Source organism: Rhodophyticola sp. (genome assembly GCF_965284195.1).
GTDB lineage: Bacteria > Pseudomonadota > Alphaproteobacteria > Rhodobacterales > Rhodobacteraceae > Rhodophyticola.
In genome coordinates this window covers 3399848-3417967 of the sequence record NZ_CBDIRM010000001.1, presented here as the reverse complement: position 1 = coordinate 3417967, position 18120 = coordinate 3399848, and the positions used below count along the sequence as shown (strand labels likewise).

16 protein-coding genes are annotated in these 18120 nt (G+C 65.1%); 9 read left to right on the top strand and 7 right to left on the bottom strand.

Features of this window, described 5'->3' with window-relative positions; genetic code table 11:
- Nucleotides 1-16: 16 nt before the first annotated feature.
- Nucleotides 17-1594, bottom strand: a complete 1578-nt coding sequence (locus tag ACQ651_RS17070) for a Hint domain-containing protein (protein ID WP_430449947.1) — start codon at nucleotides 1592-1594, stop codon at nucleotides 17-19.
- Nucleotides 1595-1871: 277 nt separating this feature from the next.
- On the opposite strand from ACQ651_RS17070, the gene dapE reads away from it, so the two are divergent.
- From dapE to ACQ651_RS17055, 3 genes are all read left to right on the top strand, one after another.
- Complete coding sequence (gene dapE / locus ACQ651_RS17065) at nucleotides 1872-3020, top strand: succinyl-diaminopimelate desuccinylase (RefSeq protein WP_227286325.1); 1149 nt, start codon at nucleotides 1872-1874, stop codon at nucleotides 3018-3020.
- A gap of 129 nt (nucleotides 3021-3149) precedes the next feature.
- Nucleotides 3150-5420 (top strand): ribonuclease R, encoded by a 2271-nt coding sequence (gene rnr / locus ACQ651_RS17060; RefSeq protein WP_430449946.1) that lies wholly within the window; start codon nucleotides 3150-3152, stop codon nucleotides 5418-5420.
- A gap of 171 nt (nucleotides 5421-5591) precedes the next feature.
- Entirely contained in the window at nucleotides 5592-6941 is a 1350-nt protein-coding gene (locus ACQ651_RS17055) for a lytic murein transglycosylase (protein WP_430449945.1), read from the top strand.
- A 61-nt stretch (nucleotides 6942-7002) separates the two neighbouring features.
- On the opposite strand, the gene ACQ651_RS17050 is transcribed toward ACQ651_RS17055, so the two are convergent.
- Nucleotides 7003-7479, bottom strand: a complete 477-nt coding sequence (locus tag ACQ651_RS17050; RefSeq protein WP_430449944.1) for an MOSC domain-containing protein — start codon at nucleotides 7477-7479, stop codon at nucleotides 7003-7005.
- A gap of 97 nt (nucleotides 7480-7576) precedes the next feature.
- Between ACQ651_RS17050 and ACQ651_RS17045 the strand changes: the two genes are divergently transcribed.
- Nucleotides 7577-8029, top strand: coding sequence for a VOC family protein (locus ACQ651_RS17045; RefSeq protein WP_430449943.1), 453 nt, complete (start codon nucleotides 7577-7579; stop codon nucleotides 8027-8029).
- Here ACQ651_RS17045 and ACQ651_RS17040 read toward each other — a convergent pair.
- The 5 genes from ACQ651_RS17040 to ACQ651_RS17020 all read right to left on the bottom strand — a co-directional run bounded on the left by ACQ651_RS17040 (nucleotide 8026) and on the right by ACQ651_RS17020 (nucleotide 12316).
- On the bottom strand, nucleotides 8026-8880 hold the full coding sequence (locus ACQ651_RS17040; protein ID WP_430449942.1) for a D-amino-acid transaminase: 855 nt from the start codon (nucleotides 8878-8880) through the stop codon (nucleotides 8026-8028). The two genes, ACQ651_RS17045 and ACQ651_RS17040, sit on opposite strands and share 4 nt — an antisense overlap.
- A gap of 64 nt (nucleotides 8881-8944) precedes the next feature.
- Nucleotides 8945-9739, bottom strand: coding sequence for an alpha/beta hydrolase family esterase (locus tag ACQ651_RS17035; protein ID WP_430449941.1), 795 nt, complete (start codon nucleotides 9737-9739; stop codon nucleotides 8945-8947).
- A 76-nt stretch (nucleotides 9740-9815) separates the two neighbouring features.
- Entirely contained in the window at nucleotides 9816-10778 is a 963-nt protein-coding gene (gene dgcA, locus ACQ651_RS17030; protein WP_430449940.1) for an N-acetyl-D-Glu racemase DgcA, read from the bottom strand.
- A complete protein-coding gene (dgcN, locus tag ACQ651_RS17025) occupies nucleotides 10775-11776 on the bottom strand; it encodes an N-acetyltransferase DgcN (protein WP_430449939.1) in 1002 nt (333 codons plus the stop codon). The genes dgcA and dgcN overlap by 4 nt, the downstream gene beginning before the upstream one ends.
- Before the next feature lie 189 nt (nucleotides 11777-11965).
- Nucleotides 11966-12316 (bottom strand): hypothetical protein, encoded by a 351-nt coding sequence (locus ACQ651_RS17020; RefSeq protein ID WP_375551053.1) that lies wholly within the window; start codon nucleotides 12314-12316, stop codon nucleotides 11966-11968.
- A 204-nt stretch (nucleotides 12317-12520) separates the two neighbouring features.
- On the opposite strand from ACQ651_RS17020, the gene ACQ651_RS17015 reads away from it, so the two are divergent.
- The 5 genes from ACQ651_RS17015 (at nucleotide 12521) to ACQ651_RS16995 (ending at nucleotide 18119) form a co-directional block, all read left to right on the top strand.
- Nucleotides 12521-13510 (top strand): glutathione S-transferase family protein, encoded by a 990-nt coding sequence (locus ACQ651_RS17015; RefSeq protein WP_430449938.1) that lies wholly within the window; start codon nucleotides 12521-12523, stop codon nucleotides 13508-13510.
- A gap of 21 nt (nucleotides 13511-13531) precedes the next feature.
- Nucleotides 13532-14497, top strand: coding sequence for a threonine-phosphate decarboxylase (locus tag ACQ651_RS17010; protein ID WP_227286345.1), 966 nt, complete (start codon nucleotides 13532-13534; stop codon nucleotides 14495-14497).
- On the top strand, nucleotides 14494-15396 hold the full coding sequence (cbiB, locus tag ACQ651_RS17005; RefSeq protein ID WP_430449937.1) for an adenosylcobinamide-phosphate synthase CbiB: 903 nt from the start codon (nucleotides 14494-14496) through the stop codon (nucleotides 15394-15396). The genes ACQ651_RS17010 and cbiB overlap by 4 nt, the downstream gene beginning before the upstream one ends.
- A gap of 62 nt (nucleotides 15397-15458) precedes the next feature.
- Nucleotides 15459-16634, top strand: coding sequence for a lytic murein transglycosylase (locus ACQ651_RS17000; RefSeq protein ID WP_430449936.1), 1176 nt, complete (start codon nucleotides 15459-15461; stop codon nucleotides 16632-16634).
- A gap of 84 nt (nucleotides 16635-16718) precedes the next feature.
- Nucleotides 16719-18119, top strand: coding sequence for a GntP family permease (locus tag ACQ651_RS16995; protein ID WP_227286348.1), 1401 nt, complete (start codon nucleotides 16719-16721; stop codon nucleotides 18117-18119).
- Nucleotide 18120 lies beyond the last annotated feature (1 nt).

Here is an 18120-nt window from a genome sequence, read left to right as displayed (position 1 = left end):
GAGGCAAATTCAGGGCTCACGCAAACAGAGCCCGGGCTTCATAGGATTTCAGCGCCGGACGGGCGGACGGCCCATATCCGAAACCGGAGTTTTGGCTTAATTCCGGAAACAATGCGAGTACTTCCGCCCGGGTTTCCTCTTCGAACCCGCCAAGCGTGTGCGGACCCGGAAAGAAGCTCTCGGTCAGAAGCCCGTCGGACCAGACGATCTGATGGGTGTCGAACAGCAGGTGATAGTATTCCACATCACCGCCGGTTTCGAAGCAGACGCTGCGATGATTGACGAGATCCTTGGCCGTAACCAGAACCTCATCCTCGCCGAACAGCAAGTCGGCCATGTAATGGGAAATCATCACCCGGTGCTGGGGGGACAGGCGCAATGTGCCATGCGCACCGAAGGTGCCGGCCTTGATCACCACGGGGGCGAACTGTCCCGTGGCCTCCACCTGCCGGTTGCCGATCCAGCGAATGGCCTGCGGCCCGTGATCGCGCGTCTGTACGAGGTCGCCCACCCGCAGCCGTTCGACCGGAACCTCGCCGGAAGGCGTCAGAATCCGCGTCCCGCGCACGAAACACGGGATCGTGGTGACCGTGACGAAGGCCGTGTCGGAAATACCCTCGGCATTTTCGGCCGTATAGCTGAAATTGACCACATCCGGGTCGACCAGCCCGACCAGATCGGAGGGCGGTGTCACCGCCAGATTGCCATCGGCCTGCAAGGTGATCTCGTGGCCGGAACTGAGCGTTACCGTGTCGCCGACCGACACTTCCTGCCCGTTGATATGGGTGACGATCATCAGGCCCACGCCATCGCCGTCATTGGCCAGAACGTCCACGGTGCCGGTGAAGCCTTCATACAGGGTCTTGGTATCGTCCCCGGCGATGAAGTCGCCCTGAATGCTGTCCGCCGCGATCAGAAGCGCGGAATCGTAGCTGCTGTCCTGCACATCGGCGATGCCGAACTTGATGGTGTTCTGCACGCCCGCGTTGACCGGCAAGATCAGGCGCAGGGTCACGGTGAACCCATCGGCCTCGGTATTGTAGGCATCGCCCGTGTTGTCGACGAAGAGCGTCTCGTTCTCGGACTGGTTGACCGAATTGATCTGCGTGACCTCGAAAATCGGCGAGGTCACAAGCTGGCCATTGACCCAGACCGCCACCACATCGTTGAAGACCGAACCGGTGTATTCCGGATACTCCTCGGACGCGAAGGTGAACTGCATCGACATGACATCGGTGTCCGGGATGAAATCGACCTCCATGACCGATGCATCAAAGGTCGACCGACCGGCCACGCCGTTGAAATCGGACCGGTTGCTGTCACCGGAGGTATTTGTGCTGGTATTGGTGCGGGTATTCGGGTCACCGCCGCCATCGCGCGTGATATCCGTGACCCGGCCGGTCGACAGGATCACGCCGCGATCCGAAGGCGTCAGCCCCGGGGCGATGCTGTCCCCGCCGCTCCAGATGCCCGAAGACCGGCTGTCGCCGTCGTAGTCGGCATCCACGATGGTGATGCCATCGCCGAATATCGCGCGCGCCATCTGCATGGCGGAGGCGCTCGTGTTGATTGTCAGCTCGTCTGCTGTGGCCATGTGGTCTGCCTCTGCCTCGTTCAAGGCTCGGGCATACCCGTTGACAAAGCTGAACTCCCGGCGCGGAGAGCGTCAGGAATGATCCTTGTCTTCGAAACGGTCTTCGAAACGCGGTCTTTGCCGCAAGACTGCCCCAGCCTTTTTTCCGAAGTCTAGCCAGAATTGAGGCGAAAGTTGGGCAGACATCGCAGATTACCGTGGCGGACTGTGCCCGCTTGTCCCCGCCTGCCCCCGGCGCTATCGCTGACATCACCCCGATTGCAGAAGGCGAACCCCCATGTCCCAGCCCGTCGATCCCGCCAGACTGACCGCCGATCTGGTGCGCTGCCCCTCGGTCACCCCGGAGGAAGGTGGCGCGTTGCAGCTGCTGCAGGAGGCGCTCGCCGATGCCGGGTTTCTCAGCATTCGGGTGGACCGGAACGGCACGCCCAATCTGTTTGCGCGGTGGGGCACCAAGGGCCATGCCCGAAGCTTCGGCTTCAATGGCCATACCGATGTGGTGCCCGTCGGCGACGAAGCCGCCTGGACCCACCCGCCCTTCGGCGCGGAGCTTGACCAAGGCTGGCTTTACGGGCGCGGCGCGACCGACATGAAATCCGGTGTCGCCGCCTTTGTTGCCGCGGCGATCGATTTTGTGCGCACCACGCCGCCAGACGGCGCGATCATCCTTGCCATCACCGGGGATGAGGAAGGCAGTTCGACCGACGGCACGATCGCAATCCTCGACTGGATGGCCGCGGAGGGCGAGCAGATGACCGCCTGCCTCGTCGGCGAACCCACCTGCCCGGAGACCATCGGCGACATGATCAAGATCGGGCGGCGCGGCTCGATGACCGCGCATATCACGGTTGCCGGCAAACAGGGCCATTCCGCCTATCTGCACAAGGCGCTGAACCCGATGCCCGCGGTGGCGCTTCTCGCCCATCGTATGTCAAGCCATGTGCTGGACGAAGGTACGGAGCATTTCGATCCCTCCACCTGCTCGGTCACCACGATCGACACCGGCAATCCGGCCTCCAACGTCATCCCGGCGCAAACCCGGATGACCGTCAATCTGCGGTTCAACGATACTCATAGCGGGGCCTCCCTGACCGAATGGTTGCTGGCAGAGGCCGACAGGGTCGCTGAGGAGACGGGCACGCGGATCACGCTTGAGGCGAAAATCTCCGGCGAGCCGTTTCTGACGCCGCCGGGCGCACTTTCCACGCTGGTCAGTCAGGCGATCCACAAGGAGACCAATCAGAATCCGGTTCTGTCCACCACCGGCGGGACATCCGACGCGCGGTTCGTGAAATCCCATTGCCCGGTGGTGGAGTTCGGTCTTGTCGGACACCGGATGCATGAAGTGGATGAACGGGTCTGGGTGCAGGATATCCACGATCTGAAACGGATCTATGGCCGCATCCTGACCGATTACTTCGCTTGAGCCACCTCCCGCGTGCCGGCCGTCGTGCTCTGCGGATACCCGTCCGGTCCACCCGCCCGGGCCCGGGCGATCCGGCCGCATCGCACTTCGCCGATGACGCGCCCTGCCCCTCGTGCTACCTCCCCTCTCATGAACCGTGTTCCTTCCAAATCAGACATCCTCGCCTGGATCGCCGATCATCCCGGCCAGACCTCCAAGCGAGACATAGCCAAGGCCTTTCATGTGAAGGGTGCGGCGCGGATCGACCTGAAAAAGATCCTCCGGGAACTGGAAGAGGACGGGCATCTTGAAAGGCGCCGCAAGACCTATCGCGATCCGGACAAGCTGCCGCCTGTGTCCGTCCTGCAGATGCTGCCGCCGGATGATCTGGGCGATCTGTTCGCGCGCCCGCTGGAATGGCATGGCGAAGGGCCGGAGCCGCGCATTCTGTTCGCGCCCCGCGCCACCGACCCCGCGCTTGGCGAGGGCGACCGGATCCTTGCGCGCCTTCAGGAGGTCTCGGGCGAGGATCACCAGTATATCGCCCGCCTGATCCGGCGGATCGGCACCAACCCGCGCAAGCTGCTTGGCATCTTCCGCAAATCCGCCGAGGGCGGCCGGATCGTGCCCATCGCCAAGGGCAGCGACAAGGACTGGATCGTAGCCGCAGATGCCACCTACGGCGCCCGGGATGGCGAACTGGTCGAGGCGGAACAGGCGGGACCGAAAAACCGCCTGGGCCTGCCGCGGGCGCGGATCACCGAGCGGTTGGGCGACCCGGGCGCGCCGAAGGCCGTCAGCCTGATCGCGATCCACGAACACGGCATTCCCGACGCCTTTCCCGATGCGGTGATCGAGGAGGCCGACCGCGCCGGGCCGGCCGGGCTGTCCGGCCGAGACGACCTGCGCGACATGCCGCTGATCACCATCGACCCGGCCGACGCGCGCGACCATGACGATGCCTGCTATGCCCATGGCGATGACGATCCCAAAAACCCGGGCGGGCATGTGATCTGGGTCGCCATCGCGGATGTGGCCCATTACGTGCGCCCGGGCAGCGCGCTGGACCGCGAGGCGAAGAAGCGCGGCAATTCCACATATTTCCCCGACCGGGTGGTGCCGATGCTGCCCGACCGGCTGTCGGGCGATCTGTGCTCGCTGCATGAAGGGGTGCCGCGGGCCTGCATCGCCGTGCGTATGGTGATCGACGCAGAGGGCGCAAAGCTTTCCCACAGTTTTCACCGCGGGCTCATGCGGTCCGCCGCATCGCTGAATTACAAAGAGGTTCAGGCGGCAGAGGACGGGCAGCCGAATGACAAATGCCAGCCCCTGCTGGAGCCGGTTATCGCGCCGCTTTATGCCGCCTATGCCGCGCTGAAACGCGCCCGCGCCCACCGTCAGCCGCTGGAGCTTGATCTGCCCGAACGCCGGATCGTGCTGAGCGAGGAGGGCAAGGTCACGTCGGTCGCGTTCAAGGACAGGCTCGATGCCCACAAGCTGATCGAGGAGTTCATGGTTCTGGCCAATGTCGCGGCCGCCGAAACCCTGATCTTCAAACGCACCCCGCTGCTGTTCCGCGTTCACGAGGAGCCGGACCGTCAGAAGATGGACGCCCTGCGGGAAACCGCCCAGAGCAGCGGTTTCACACTGGCCAAGGGGCAGGTTCTGCAGACGCAGCATCTGAATGCGCTCCTGAATGCCGCGCGCGACAGCGATTTCAGCGAGTTGATCAGCATCTCCACCCTGCGTTCGATGCAGCAGGCCTATTACAATGCGGAGAATTTCGGCCATTTCGGACTGGCCCTGAAAAGCTACGCCCATTTCACCTCGCCCATCCGGCGCTATGCGGATCTGATCGTTCACCGCGCGCTGATCGCGGCCCATGGCTGGGGCCGCGACGGGTTGAGCCCCGAGGAGATCGAACGGCTGGACGAGACGGCCAAGCACATCTCCGACACCGAACGCCGCTCGATGATGGCGGAGCGCGACACGAACGACCGCTATCTGGCGGCCTATCTCTCCGACCGGGTCGGCGCGGAGTTCACCGGGCGCATCTCGGGCATTGCGCGCTTCGGCGCCTTCGTGAAACTGGACGAAACGGGTGCCGATGGTCTGCTGCCGATGCGCGCGCTCGGCCGGGAGTATTTCCACCACGACGCCGAGACGCAGACACTGATGGGGGCCGATACCGGGCTGGTCATCGGCATCGGGCAGGAGGTGACGGTGAAACTGGCCGAAGCGGTGCCGGTCACCGGCGGGCTGACATTGGAACTGGTGTCCATCGACGGAGAGATCGTGCGGCACGGGCCCGGCGGGGGCCGCAATTCGGGCCGGCGCGGCAAGGCGCCCCGGCGCAAGGCCGGACAGTCCCGCGCCAAGGCCGCGAAAGGCAAGAAGAAGGTTCTGCGCAAGCGACGCTGAGCGGCGCCTGCCTGATGCGACGACCATGCCGATAGGGTCGCGTTTTCGCATTTTCGGGATTTTTCGTAACCTGTCCGATCCGGCAACAGCCCGCGCATGGACCGCATTCCGCTTCTTAACCGTCCCGGATCGCGCTATACTGAGGGTGAGCAGAGAACCAATAAAACAGGTATGGGCATGCGTGGCGTATGGGCCGGGATCGGCATTCTTTTCAGTTTTCTACCGGGTGCGGCGCTGGCGTTTCCGCCGGATACGTCGTTGCGGCCCGAACCCCGGCCGGTGGCCGCCGTCACGGTGTCCACGCAACAGGGATCGCATGCCGTCCGAACTTCTCTGCGCCCCGTCGCGCGCGGCATATCCCCGCCGGTTCAGACCGTTGCGCAGATTCAGACTGTCGTGGATGACACCGGTTTTCGTCAATGGATTCAACGGTTCCAGACCCGCGCCCGAGCCGCAGGCATCAGCCAGAACACCCTTGACCGAGCGTTTCGCAATGTCCGGCTCAACAGCACGGTCATCGACCGGGACCGCAACCAGTCGGAATTTTCCCGGGCATTGTGGGATTATCTGGATACCGCCGTTTCGCCCACGCGCATCAACAATGGCCGCACCGCGTTCAGCCAGAATCAGCGCCTCCTGCAACAGATCGAGGCGACCTATCGCGTGGAGGCCGAAGTGGTCACCGCGATCTGGGGGCTGGAAAGCGCATACGGAAATATTCGTGGCGATATCAACATAATAGAGGCGATGGCCACGCTCGCCTATGAGGGCCGTAGGCAGGAGTTCTTCGAAGCGCAACTGCTTGATGCGCTGCGGATCCTGCAAGCGGGCGACGTTCAGCCGGAACAGATGACCGGATCCTGGGCCGGGGCCATGGGCCACACGCAGTTCATGCCCAACAGCTATCTGGAACATGCGGTCGACATCACCGGCGACGGCCGGCGCGACATCTGGTCGGACAATCCCGCCGACGCGCTGGCCTCCACCGCCAATTATCTCCGCAGCTTCGGCTGGACCCATGGGCAACCCTGGGGGATGGAGGTGGTTCTGCCCCGCGGGTTCGACTACGCGCAATCGGGGGAGCGGATCAAACAGAACGTGAGCCACTGGAATGCGATGGGTGTGCGCCTGCCGGATGGCGGACAACTGCCTGATCACGGCCCCTCGTCAATCCTCCTGCCGGCCGGAGCGGAGGGCGTGGCGCTGGTGATTTTCAACAACTTCCACGTGATCGAACGGTACAACACCGCGGATGCCTATGTGATCGCCGTCGGCCATCTGTCCGACCGGATCGCGGGCGGCACCAGCTTCCGCGCCACATGGCCCCGCACCGACCGGGCGTTGACGCGGGACGAGCGTGAGGAACTGCAGCGCCGGCTGACCCGGGCGGGGTTCTCGACCAATGGTATCGACGGGATCGTCGGACCCGAAACCATCGAAGCCGTGCGCCGGTATCAGGCCTCCATCGGCGTGGTGCCAGATGGGTATGCCTCTCTCCGGATATTGCAGCGTCTGCGCTAGATACGGGACGGCGGAGGTCCGACCCTCCCGCAGTGCCGCCTGTACGCCGGAGCAGAAGAGATCAGGGCCGGGCCAAGCTGACCGCGTCACCGATCTGAACGGTTCCGGGCGTGACCACTTCCGCCGTCCAGCCGCCATGCCCGCGCATCGCAGTGTAGCCGCCGGGGCCAAGCGCCTCTTCCATCCGGGAACAGGGCGCGCAAGGGCCGGTGATGTGCAACCGCGCCGCGCCGAGGGCAAGGATGCGCCCGCGCAGGGCCGCCAGATTGATGCGGGATATCATCAGGTTCCGGCGGAGCATTTGCGGGGTGACGGCCTCCAGCCCCGCAAACGCTGCGATTACCGGCAGATGTTCGGCCTGAACAAGGGTGACCGCGCGCTTTCCGGGTTTCGTGCGATGATCGCCGTCAAGGCCGGTTTCGGAGATCCGGACCCTGTGGACTGAGATCATTCCGGCCCGGCGCGCAGGGCGCCGCCCGATCCAGTCCAGCCGACCGTCCCGGGCATGGCGGGCTGTGAGGGTGGAAAGCGTCTCCATGCACGCAATCCATGACACGGGCGGGCACATGCGCCAAGACACGCCTTGACGCACCGAAGCGCCCGGACGGATAGTCGAGGCGGAAAGGGGGCCTCAGATGACCCGTGGGTTCCAGGTGCGCGCGTTGGGAGAGATCGCCATCCGCTGCGACGACATCGCCGCGATGAGCGCATTTTACGAAGATGTAATCGGCTTGACGAGGCTCAGCGGCAATACCGGGGACGGGATCGTGTTTTTCCGCATTGCCGACGGGTTCGCCGGGCACACGTCGGTGCTGGCCCTGTTCGACAAGAGCGTTTCCGGGCGGCCGGGCCTGCATCCGACAGGCAAGGACGCACCCAAAACCGGGGCGCGATCATCGCTGCATCATCTTGCCCTGAGCCTGCCCTTTGCCGAGCAGGAGGCGGTCATCGCCTGGTACGAGGCCAGGGGCCAACGCTACAGGGTTGAGCATTTCGACTGGATCGGCTGGCGCGGCATCTTCACCGAGGACCCCGAAGGCAACACGGTGGAACTGGTCGCGAAAGACCCGGGCTGGTGCGGGCCCTAAACCGCGGCCTTGCGGCTTTCCTCCAGATAGATCTCCCGCAGGCGGGTGGCCACCGCGCCGGGCTGTCCGGTTCCGATCGGCGCGCCGTCCATCTCCACCACCGGTATCACGAAACTGCTGGCCGAGGTGATGAACGCCTCGTCCGCCGCTTTCGCCTCGTCGATGGTGAAGGGCCGTTCCTCCACCCTCATCTGCGCTTCGCGCGCGAAGCGGAGTACGGCCGCGCGGGTGATCCCATGGAGGATTTCGGTGCCCAGCTGTCGGGTGACGATCGTATTGCCCTTCACGATATAGGCATTGTTGGAGGTGCCCTCGGTCACTGCGCCGTCCTCGACCATCCAGGCGTCATCGGCGCCTGCCGCCTTCGCCATCATCTTGCCCATGGACGGGTAGAGAAGCTGCACCGTCTTGATATCGCGGCGGCCCCACCGCTTATCCTCGATCGAGATCACCTTGATGCCGGTGCGCGCCGCCGGGCTGTCGGCAAGGCCGGGCTTGGATTGGGTGAAAAGCACCAGCGTCGGCGTCGCGTCGGTGGGATAGGCAAAATCCCGGTCCGCCGCCCCCCGGGTGATTTGCAGATAGACCAGCCCGTCGGTGATGTCGTTTTCGGCCACCAGGCGGCGGTGAATCTCCAGCAGGTCATCCATGGAGCAGGGGGCGGATATCTCAAGCTCGCCAAGCGACCGTTCCAGACGTCTGGCGTGGCCCGCGAAATCGATCAGCTTGCCGTCCAGGACCGAGGTCACCTCGTAAACGCCATCGGCAAAGAGAAAGCCCCGGTCGAAGATCGAGATGGTGGCCTTTTCCTCGGGCAGATACTCGCCATTGACGTAGACAGTGCGGGACATGGGGCATACCTCTGATTTTTCCGGTCTCAGGTGGGTCTGCGGGCGCGGGTCTGTCAACCCCGTTTCAGTGGCCGAGCACCCGTGCAATCCCATGGCGCAACCGCGTGACGGAAAAATCATGCCCGCCCGGGAAGGTACAGAAATCAAGCACCTGCCCGGCGGCGTTTTCGGATTGCCGGCAGGTCATATCGCCCGGGGCCTCAATGGTTTCCGTGTAGGAAAAGCCGCCATGGGCCGCATAATTCGCCAGCGCCGTCGGGACGTCGCCTTGCCGGGCCTCACCGATCGGGCGCCCGCCAAGGGGCACGACGCTGTCCTGCGTTCCGTGGATATGAACAAGGTTGGCCGGCGGACCGGTGCAGGTTTCCGGCACCGGCGCCCAGAAGGTCCCGGATATCGGGACGAACCCGGCAAACTGCTCCGGCATCCCGCAGGCAAGCGTCCATGTCATCATCCCGCCAGCCGAAAAGCCCGTGGCCACAACACGGTCGCGATCAAGCGGAATACGCGCCGCCACATCATCCAGCACGGCGGCGACATAGGTGTATTCCAGCGCCTCGGTCTGGGCCGGATTTCGGGGGCGATGGGCAAGGTTCCAGTCATCGCCTGCGGATTTCAGCGCGACGAAGACCATGCCCAGCTCATCGGCCAGACCGCGCAGCGAGCGGTTGCGCATCGCACCCTCGGCGCTGCCACGGTAGCCATGGGCAAAGACGACCGCACCGACCGGGTCGGGACTCAAATTCTCGGGGATGTAGAGCCGATAGGTACGCTCCCCGGCCACGCAATCCGTATCCGGCCCGCAGGCCGCGGCCGGGCTTGCGAAAAGAACCGTCAGAAGAAGGGTGAGCATGCGCATGGCGAAACATCCTGTATCCAGTCGGACAGGATGGTGCAGCCTGCGGCGCGGGATTGCACCGCACAGTCGCGTGACCTCAGCCCCAGAGATCCGCCGCGGGCGGCAACACGGTGCTGCCATCGAAGCGCAGGGATACGTCGCGGTCTTCGGCCAGAAGGAGCGGACCGTCGAGATCGACCAGATCGACGCCCTGCGCCACCAGCATCGCCGGGGCCATGGCAAGGGAGGAGCCGACCATGCAGCCGACCATCACCTTGTAGCCGGCCTCCTGCGCCGCGCCGCGAAGCGCCAGAGCCTCGGTCAGCCCGCCGGTCTTGTCGAGCTTGATGTTGACCATGTCGTATTTTCCGGCCAGTCCCGGAAGGCTGGCCCGGTCATGGCAGCTTTCATCGGCGCAAACCGGCAGCGGCCGGTCGATTTCGGACAGAAGATCATCCTGCCCCGCGGGCAGCGGCTGTTCCACCATTTCCACACCCAGACGGATCAGATGCGGGGCCAGATCGGCATAAACCTCCGCCGACCAGCCTTCGTTGGCATCGACGATGATGCGGGATGCGGGCGCGCCCGCCCGCACGGCTTCCAGCCTTGGCATGTCATCGGGTGTGCCGAGCTTGATTTTCAGAAGCGGGCGGAAGCTGTGCTTCGCCGCCGCCGCGCGCATGTTGTCCGGCGTGTCGAGCGACAGGGTGAAGGCCGTGACCACCGGCCCGGGCCGCGGCAGCCCGGCCAGTTGCCAGACGGGCGCACCGGTCTGTTTCGCCTGCCAGTCCCACAGCGCGCAATCCACCGCATTCCGCGCGGCGCCGGCAGGCAACACATCCTGCAGATCCTGGCGGGAGATCCCTTGCGGCAGCGCCTCGATCTGCGCGGTCACGCTCTCGCGCGTTTCCCCATACCGCCCATAGGGCACGCATTCGCCCTGACCGATGACGCCGTCGCGGATGACCCTTGCGGTCAGCACATGCGCCTCGCTGCGCGACCCCCGCGCGATGGTGAAAACTTCCGCGAGGCGAAACGTATCCGGCGTGACCGAGATCATAGGCCCGACAACGCATCTACCAGCCGGCCGGCCCCCTGCCGGAACGGATCGACCGTGGGCAGACCCATCCTTGCCTCGACCTCGGCGAGATGATCGAGCGCCTCATCCTCGGCCATTGCGGCGGTGTTGATCGAGATCCCGACAACCTCGGCCGCCGGGTTTGCGATGCGCGCCAGCGGCAGGGCGGTATCGCGCAACGCCTCCAACGTCGGTAGGTCGTAATCGGGCAGCCCGCGCATATGGGTACGGGTCGGCTCATGGCTGAGGATCAGGGCATCGGGTTGGCCCCCGTGGATCAGCGCCATCGTGACCCCGGAATAGGAGACATGGAACAGGCTGCCCTGCCCCTCGATATGATCCCAGTGATCGGCGTCATTGTCGGGGGTCAGCCATTCGACAGCCCCGGCCATGAAATCCGCCACCACCGCGTCCAGCGGCACGCCGTTGCCGGTGATCAGAATGCCGGTCTGCCCGGTGGCCCGGAAGCTCGATCTGAGACCGCGCGCCTTCATCTCCTTGTCCATCGCCAGCGACGTATACATCTTGCCGACCGAGCAATCCGTGCCCACCGCAAGGCAGCGTTTGCCCGTTCGCTTCACGCCATTGGCAATCGGATAGGCCACTTCCGGCACGCGGACATCGTGCAGCGCCCGACCCGTCGCCTTGGCCACGGCGGCAAGATCGGGCTCGTCGCGCAGCAGGTTGTGCAGACCGGAGGCCAGATCGAACCCCTCCTCCAGCGCCATCACCAGCACCTTCTTCCATGCCGCCGAAATCACACCGCCACGATTGGCCACGCCCACCACCAGCGTCCGCGCCCCGGCGGACCGGGCCTGGGCCAGGGTCATGTCGGGCAGGCCGATGTCCGCCTTGCACCCCTCCATCCGAAACTGGCCGACGCAATTGCCGGGCCGCCAGTCGCGGATGCCGCGCGCAACCTTGGCGGCCAGTTGATCGGGCGCATCGCCAAGGAAAAGCAGATAGGGGGTCTGGATCATCTTTCGCGCGCTCCGCTGGCCATGTCTGTCCTAGCAAGTTTAGGGGCGCCGGGCCGGAATTACTTCGCAGCTTTGCCGCCCTGCATGGGCCATGGGCGGAGTTTCTCCGGCCGGAGGGCCGATTGGCGCAAGAATTGTGCAGATAGAAACCGGTTTGCCCCGATACATCGCGAATCGCCGATTGCCGGGCTATCCCCGTGTCAGCAACGCGATCGGGCTCGTATCCGGCCGCTCGAAGTCCACCGGCGCGTGATGCACGGCGGGGGTGTTGCGCTTGTATTCATAGCGCATCAGGTCGCCGTCCCGAGCCGAGGCGACGATCAGCGCCTGATAGAGATGCTGCGGTCCGTCATAGATATCCACCAAGCCCCGCAGATTTGGCGCATTTTCCGCATCCACGGCAAAGCCTTCATCCGCATAGTCGAGAATCGGATACACGTTTTCGCCCACGTGGACCCTGCGGCGGGCGCGGCGTTTCATGTCGCGTTTGCGGGCCGCATTGAGGCCATCAAGCACTTCTTTGGGCAAAAAACCGGTCATGGCAGCACCTTGTCCCAGACATGGTTAGGATGTCGTAACCATGCCTTCCGTCAAGATTTTTCCTGAGCGGCACGGGCAAGCGTCACCGCTTGGCCACAGTCGGGCTGTGCATTGCTGCCGATGTATCCCTGCGCCGGTTCCTGTTTCCCCCGACGGCCCCGGGCACTACTTCTGCCTGGTGAGCAAAGAGCGAGGAGCATGCATATGGGCCTTTTGGTTGACGGCGAATGGCAGGACAAGTGGTACGAGACCGAGGCGACCGATGGCGCCTTCGAGCGTCAGGAGGCGCAGTTTCGCAACTGGATCACCGCAGATGGCAGCGCCGGCCCCTCGGGCGAGGGCGGGTTCAAGGCCGAAAGCGGGCGCTATCATCTCTATGTCTCCCATGCCTGCCCTTGGGCCAACCGGACCCTGATTTTCCGCGCACTGAAAGGGTTGGAGGATCACATCGACATCTCCGTCGTGCATCCCGACATGCTGTCCGAGGGCTGGACCTTCGATACGGATTTCGACGGCGCGACCGGAGACCGGCTGTTCGGGCTGCCCTTCGCGCGGGACATCTACCTGCGCGCGAAACCCGACATGACAGGCCGGGTGACCGTCCCGATCCTGTGGGACAAGGAGCGGGAGACCATCGTCTCCAACGAAAGCGCCGAGATCATCCGCATGTTCAACGCTGCCTTCAACGACATCACCGGCGACACGCAGGATTTCTACCCCGAACCGCTGCGCGAGCAGATCGACGGCATCAATGCGCGCGTCTATTCCGATATCAACAACGGGGTCTACAAGTCCGGTTTCGCCACCTCGCAACACGCCTATGACACCGCCGTCACCGCGCTTTTCGAGGCCTTGGGATGGGTCGAGGGGATGCTGTCGAAAATCCGCTATCTGGCCGGCGATCAGGTGACCGAGGCGGATTGGCGCCTGCTGACCACGCTTGTCCGTTTCGATCAGGTCTACCACCTGCATTTCAAATGCAACCGACGGCGCATCGTCGACTACCCGAACCTCTGGGCCTATACGCGGGAGCTCTATCAATGGCCGGGTGTCGCGGGCACGATTCATTTCGATCACATCGTGCGGCATTATCACTACAGCCATGACAGCATCAATCCGCACCGCATCATTCCGATCAACCCGGTGATCGACTGGGCCGAGCCCCACGGGCGGGAGGCGTTGCAGGCGGCCTGAAAATCAGGTTCAACCGGCGTCATGACAGGGCCGGTTCACACAACACGCGACCATGGCGGCGGGATCGATGCCGCCGCCCGTCGCTTTGGCGGGCGGCGGCATGAGTGGCTGGATCTGTCGACCGGCATCAACCCGGTTCCGTATCCGGTTGGCGATGTTCCGATGGCGGCCTGGGCCGACCTGCCTGACACCCGGGCCATGGAAGCTCTTCTGACTCAGGCACGCCGGTTCTGGGGTCTGCCGGACGGGACGGATATTCTGGCTGCCCCGGGGGCATCGGCGCTGATCGCGCAACTGCCACGGCTTGCCCCGGCGACCACGGTCACCATCAACGGCCCCACCTATAACGAACACGAGGCGGCGTTTCGCGCGGCAGGCTGGCAGTTGGGGGACGCGGGCGACGCGCAAGTCATCGTCCAGCCCAACAACCCCGATGGCCGGATGCGGGATGCTGCGGAGATCCCGCAGCGCGCGCTGACTGTGATCGACGAAAGCTTCTGCGACGTCACGCCGGAGCGTACACTGATCGGGCTGGCCCGGCGACCGGGTACCCTCGTCCTGAAAAGCTTCGGCAAGTTCTGGGGGCTGGCGGGGCTGCGTCTTGGCTTCGCGATCGCGCGGCCCGAAACGCTGGCGGAGCTTGCGGAGAGGCTCGGGCCGTGGCCCGTCTCGGGCCCGGCGCTGCATATCGGGGCACGTGCGCTGAGCGACGATACCTGGGCGGAGGAGACCCGCAGACGGCTTGCCGTGGACGCGGCGCGCATGGACGCCCTGATGGCCGGCGGCGGCGCAACGCGTGTCGGCGGCACCTCACTCTTCCGGCTTTACGATGTCGCTGACGCGCGCACCTGGCAGACCCGCCTCGCCCGGCACCGCATCTGGACGCGTATCTTCCCCTATTCCAGCCGCTGGATCCGCCTTGGCCTTCCGCATCCCGACCACTGGCAACGGTTGGAGGCCGCAATCGGCGACCCGGGCCGGCCATGAGCCTGTTCTTCGCTCTCTTGCTGGACGCGATCTTGGGGGAGCCGCGCTGGCTTTGGTCGCGCATCCCGCATCCCGCGGTTCTGATGGGGCGCGCGGTCGGCTGGTGCGATGCCCGGTTCAACACCGGCGCAAACCGGCGGGCGATGGGCATTTTCGCACTCGCCGGGCTGATCGGCCTGGCGGGCATGATCGGTGTGATCGCAGATGCCCTGCCTCTTGGCTGGCTCTGGTCCACGCTTGGCGCGGCCATCCTTCTGGCGCAGCGCAGCCTTGTGCAGCATGTGCAGGCGGTGGCCGACGCACTGCGCTACGGCACCCTGCCCGGGCGCCGGGCCGTGGCGATGATCGTCGGTCGCGACACCGGCGGGATGACCGAACCGGAGGTTGCCCGCGCCGCCATCGAAAGTGCTGCCGAAAACCTCTCCGACGGGGTGGTGGCGCCGGCATTCTGGTTTCTTGCGCTCGGGCTACCGGGCATTTTGATCTACAAGATCGTGAACACCGCCGACAGCATGATCGGCCATCGCACCGCCCGGCACGCGCAATTCGGATGGGCCGCCGCGCGGCTGGACGATGTTCTGAACTGGGTGCCCGCAAGGCTCACTGCGCTTCTGATAGCCCTGGCCCATGGCGCCCCGCAGGCCTGGCACATCGCCCGCCGCGAGGCATGGAGGCACCGGTCCCCCAACGCGGGCTGGCCCGAGGCGGCGATGGCGGGCGTTCTGGGCATCGCGCTCTCCGGTCCGCGCAGCTATCACGGAGAGCGCAAGGCGTTTCCCTTCGTGAATGCGTCCGGCCGCCACGACCCCGGGCCGCGCGACATCGACGCCGCCATAGGCGTGCTTTGGCGAACATGGGCGCTGATGCTTGGGCTTGTTTTCGCCCTCGCGCTATTCTGACGGTTTGCCAGCCTACGCAACCTTGCTAATCTGCCGACGTTCGCAAAAAACAGGATTTCCCGATGCGCATTTTGCCCGCCGCCCTTCTCGCCGTCACGCTCAGCGCTGCGCCCGCCATCGCCCAGCAATGCGGCGGGGATTTCAGCAGCTTCGTCAACGGTCTGCGCTCCGAGGCGGTCAGCCGGGGCCATTCCCAGGCCAATGTCGATGCATTCTTCCGCTCGGTCCGGTTCGACCAGTCGGTGATCAATGCCGATCGCCGGCAAGGGGTGTTCCAACTGCCCTTTACGGAATTTTCGCGCCGGGTGATCAGTCAGAACCGGATCACCAACGGCGCCCGCAACAGCCAGCGCTACGACGCCGTCTTCGACGTGGCGGAGCGGCAGTTCGGCGTCTCCCGCGGGGTGCTTCTGGCCTTTTGGGCGCTGGAGACGGATTACGGGGCGGTTCAGGGCGATTTCAACACGCTGAACGCGCTGGTGACGCTGTCTCATGATTGCCGCCGCCCGCAGCTTTTCCGCCCGCAGATCTTCGCGGCGCTGGAACTGTTCGAGAATGGCGATTTCGACCCGGCCACGACCACCGGGGCCTGGGCGGGGGAAATCGGCATGGTGCAGATGCTCCCCGAAGATATCCTGACCCGGGGTGTCGATGGTGACGGCGACGGGCATGTCACCCTGAAAACCTCGCCGGCCGATGCGCTCCTGTCGGGGGCCAACATGCTGCGCGGACTTGGCTGGCGCGCGAACGAGCCCTGGCTGGTCGAGATCAGCGTGCCCGGCAATCTGGACTGGGCGCAGACCGGCCTCGACACGACCCGCCGGGTATCGGAATGGGAGGCGGCGGGCATTCGCGCCAGAACCGGCAGCCTGCCGGGCCGCAACCTTCAGGCCTCCGTTCTCCTGCCTCAGGGCCGGAACGGTCCGGCCTTCCTCGCATACCCCAATTTCAACGTGTTCTTCGAATGGAATCAAAGCTTTGTCTATGTGACCACCGCCGCCTATTTCGCCACTCGTCTGGAGGGCGCGCCGGTTTACAACGCGGGTGGCGCCACCGGCGGGCTCAGCCCCGACCAGATGCGCCAGTTGCAGCAGCGGCTCGTGGCGCGCGGCCATGACGTGGGCGGAGTCGATGGCATTCTGGGCCGGATGACCCGTGCGGCCGTACAGTCCGAACAGCAGCGCCTTGGCCTGCCCGCGGACGCCTGGCCAACGGTGGAACTGCTGCGCGCGCTCTGAGCTGCCGCCGCACTGCGGCATTTCGACGGGTTTTCGCCGCCCCCCAGACCGGCAGAGTGGCTCCGACCCCATATCGGAGCCGCGATGCTGACCCTTGCCACCATCCTGATCCCGCTGACCCTGCTGATCTGGCTCGCCTGGCGGGGCGTTTCGGTTCTGATCCTGTCGCCGGTGATGGCGTTGCTTGCCGCCGGCATGGCCGGAGAGCCGCTTCTGGCCAGCCTCACGCAGCGCTTCATGCCCGCGACCGGTGGCTTCATCATCTCCTATTTCCTGCTGTTTCTGCTTGGGGCGGTCTTCGGCCGGATCATGGAGGACAGCGGCGCGGCCCGCCGCGTGGCCGATGGCATCGTGCGCGCCCTCGGCCAGCAACAGGCGATCCCGGCGGTGGTGATTTCCTGCGCGATCCTGACCTATGGCGGTGTGTCGCTTTTCGTGGTCGCCTTCGCGATCTACCCGCTGGCCATGGCGCTTTTCCGCAGCGCGGACCTGCCGCGCCGGCTGATCCCGGCCTCCATCGCGCTTGGCGCCTTCACTTTCACGATGACCGCCCTGCCCGGGACGCCAGCGATCCAGAACGCGATACCGATGCCGTATTTCGGCACCACCGCCTTCGCCGCCCCGGGGCTTGGTATCATAGCGGGGCTGATCATGGCGGGGTTCGGCCTGTTCTGGCTTGCCCGGCGCGCCCGCACGCTCAGGGCCGCGGGCGAGCATTTCGAAAGCCCGCCACGCGGGACGGAGATCGCGGAAGACACGCCGAGCCAGCCGCTGATCCGCAAGCCGATGCCGCTTTGGCTGGCGCTCAGCCCGATCCTGTCGGTGCTGATCCTGAACTTCGTGTTCAGCACCATCCTGCTGCCCGGGCTCGATACCAGCTACCTGGCCGATGCTCGGTGGGGCAGCACCGATGCAGGCGCGCTGATCGGGATCTGGTCGATCATCGCGGCGCTGATCTGCAGCATCCTGCTGGCGATGGCGCTTTTCCATCGAACGCTCGACCAGCCGGCCAACTCTCTCAGCCGGGGGGCCGAAGCCTCGCTTCTGCCGATCTTCAACACCAGCGCCCTCGTCGGCTTCGGTGCGGTCGCCGCCGGTCTTCCCGCCTTCGAAATGGTCCGCGATGCCGTGGCCGCGCTGCCCGGCGGGCCGCTGATTTCCCTTGCCGCCTCCTCGGCGATCCTGGCCGGGATCACAGGGTCTGCCTCGGGCGGGATGAGCATCGCCCTCGACGCGCTCGGCGATCAGTATGTGGCAAGCGCTGAGGCCGCCGGGATCGAACCCTCGCTGATGCACCGGGTGATGTCGATCGCCACCGGCGGTCTCGACGCGCTGCCCCATAACGGCGCGGTGATCACCCTTTTTGCGATCGGTCGGCTGAGCCACAAGGAAAGCTATGCGGATGTGTTCATGGTAGCCGTTGCGATCCCGACACTGGCGCTGATCGTGGTGCTCACGCTCGGCGGCCTGTTCGGCAGTTTCTAGC

Bases quoted from the DNA above. Each gene is read 5' to 3' on its own strand.
- ACQ651_RS17020 (WP_375551053.1), bottom strand. From the start codon at position 12,316: ATGACCGGTTTTTTGCCCAAAGAAGTGCTTGATGGCCTCAATGCGGCC.
- ACQ651_RS17015 (WP_430449938.1), top strand. From the start codon at position 12,521: ATGGGCCTTTTGGTTGACGGCGAATGGCAGGACAAGTGGTACGAGACC.
- ACQ651_RS17050 (WP_430449944.1), bottom strand. From the start codon at position 7,479: ATGGAGACGCTTTCCACCCTCACAGCCCGCCATGCCCGGGACGGTCGG.
- ACQ651_RS17045 (WP_430449943.1), top strand. From the start codon at position 7,577: ATGACCCGTGGGTTCCAGGTGCGCGCGTTGGGAGAGATCGCCATCCGC.
- ACQ651_RS17035 (WP_430449941.1), bottom strand. From the start codon at position 9,739: ATGCGCATGCTCACCCTTCTTCTGACGGTTCTTTTCGCAAGCCCGGCC.
- ACQ651_RS17055 (WP_430449945.1), top strand. From the start codon at position 5,592: ATGGGCATGCGTGGCGTATGGGCCGGGATCGGCATTCTTTTCAGTTTT.
- cbiB (WP_430449937.1), top strand. From the start codon at position 14,494: ATGAGCCTGTTCTTCGCTCTCTTGCTGGACGCGATCTTGGGGGAGCCG.
- ACQ651_RS17070 (WP_430449947.1), bottom strand. From the start codon at position 1,594: ATGGCCACAGCAGACGAGCTGACAATCAACACGAGCGCCTCCGCCATG.
- dapE (WP_227286325.1), top strand. From the start codon at position 1,872: ATGTCCCAGCCCGTCGATCCCGCCAGACTGACCGCCGATCTGGTGCGC.
- ACQ651_RS17010 (WP_227286345.1), top strand. From the start codon at position 13,532: ATGACAGGGCCGGTTCACACAACACGCGACCATGGCGGCGGGATCGAT.
- dgcA (WP_430449940.1), bottom strand. From the start codon at position 10,778: ATGATCTCGGTCACGCCGGATACGTTTCGCCTCGCGGAAGTTTTCACC.
- ACQ651_RS16995 (WP_227286348.1), top strand. From the start codon at position 16,719: ATGCTGACCCTTGCCACCATCCTGATCCCGCTGACCCTGCTGATCTGG.
- rnr (WP_430449946.1), top strand. From the start codon at position 3,150: ATGAACCGTGTTCCTTCCAAATCAGACATCCTCGCCTGGATCGCCGAT.
- ACQ651_RS17040 (WP_430449942.1), bottom strand. From the start codon at position 8,880: ATGTCCCGCACTGTCTACGTCAATGGCGAGTATCTGCCCGAGGAAAAG.
- dgcN (WP_430449939.1), bottom strand. From the start codon at position 11,776: ATGATCCAGACCCCCTATCTGCTTTTCCTTGGCGATGCGCCCGATCAA.
- ACQ651_RS17000 (WP_430449936.1), top strand. From the start codon at position 15,459: ATGCGCATTTTGCCCGCCGCCCTTCTCGCCGTCACGCTCAGCGCTGCG.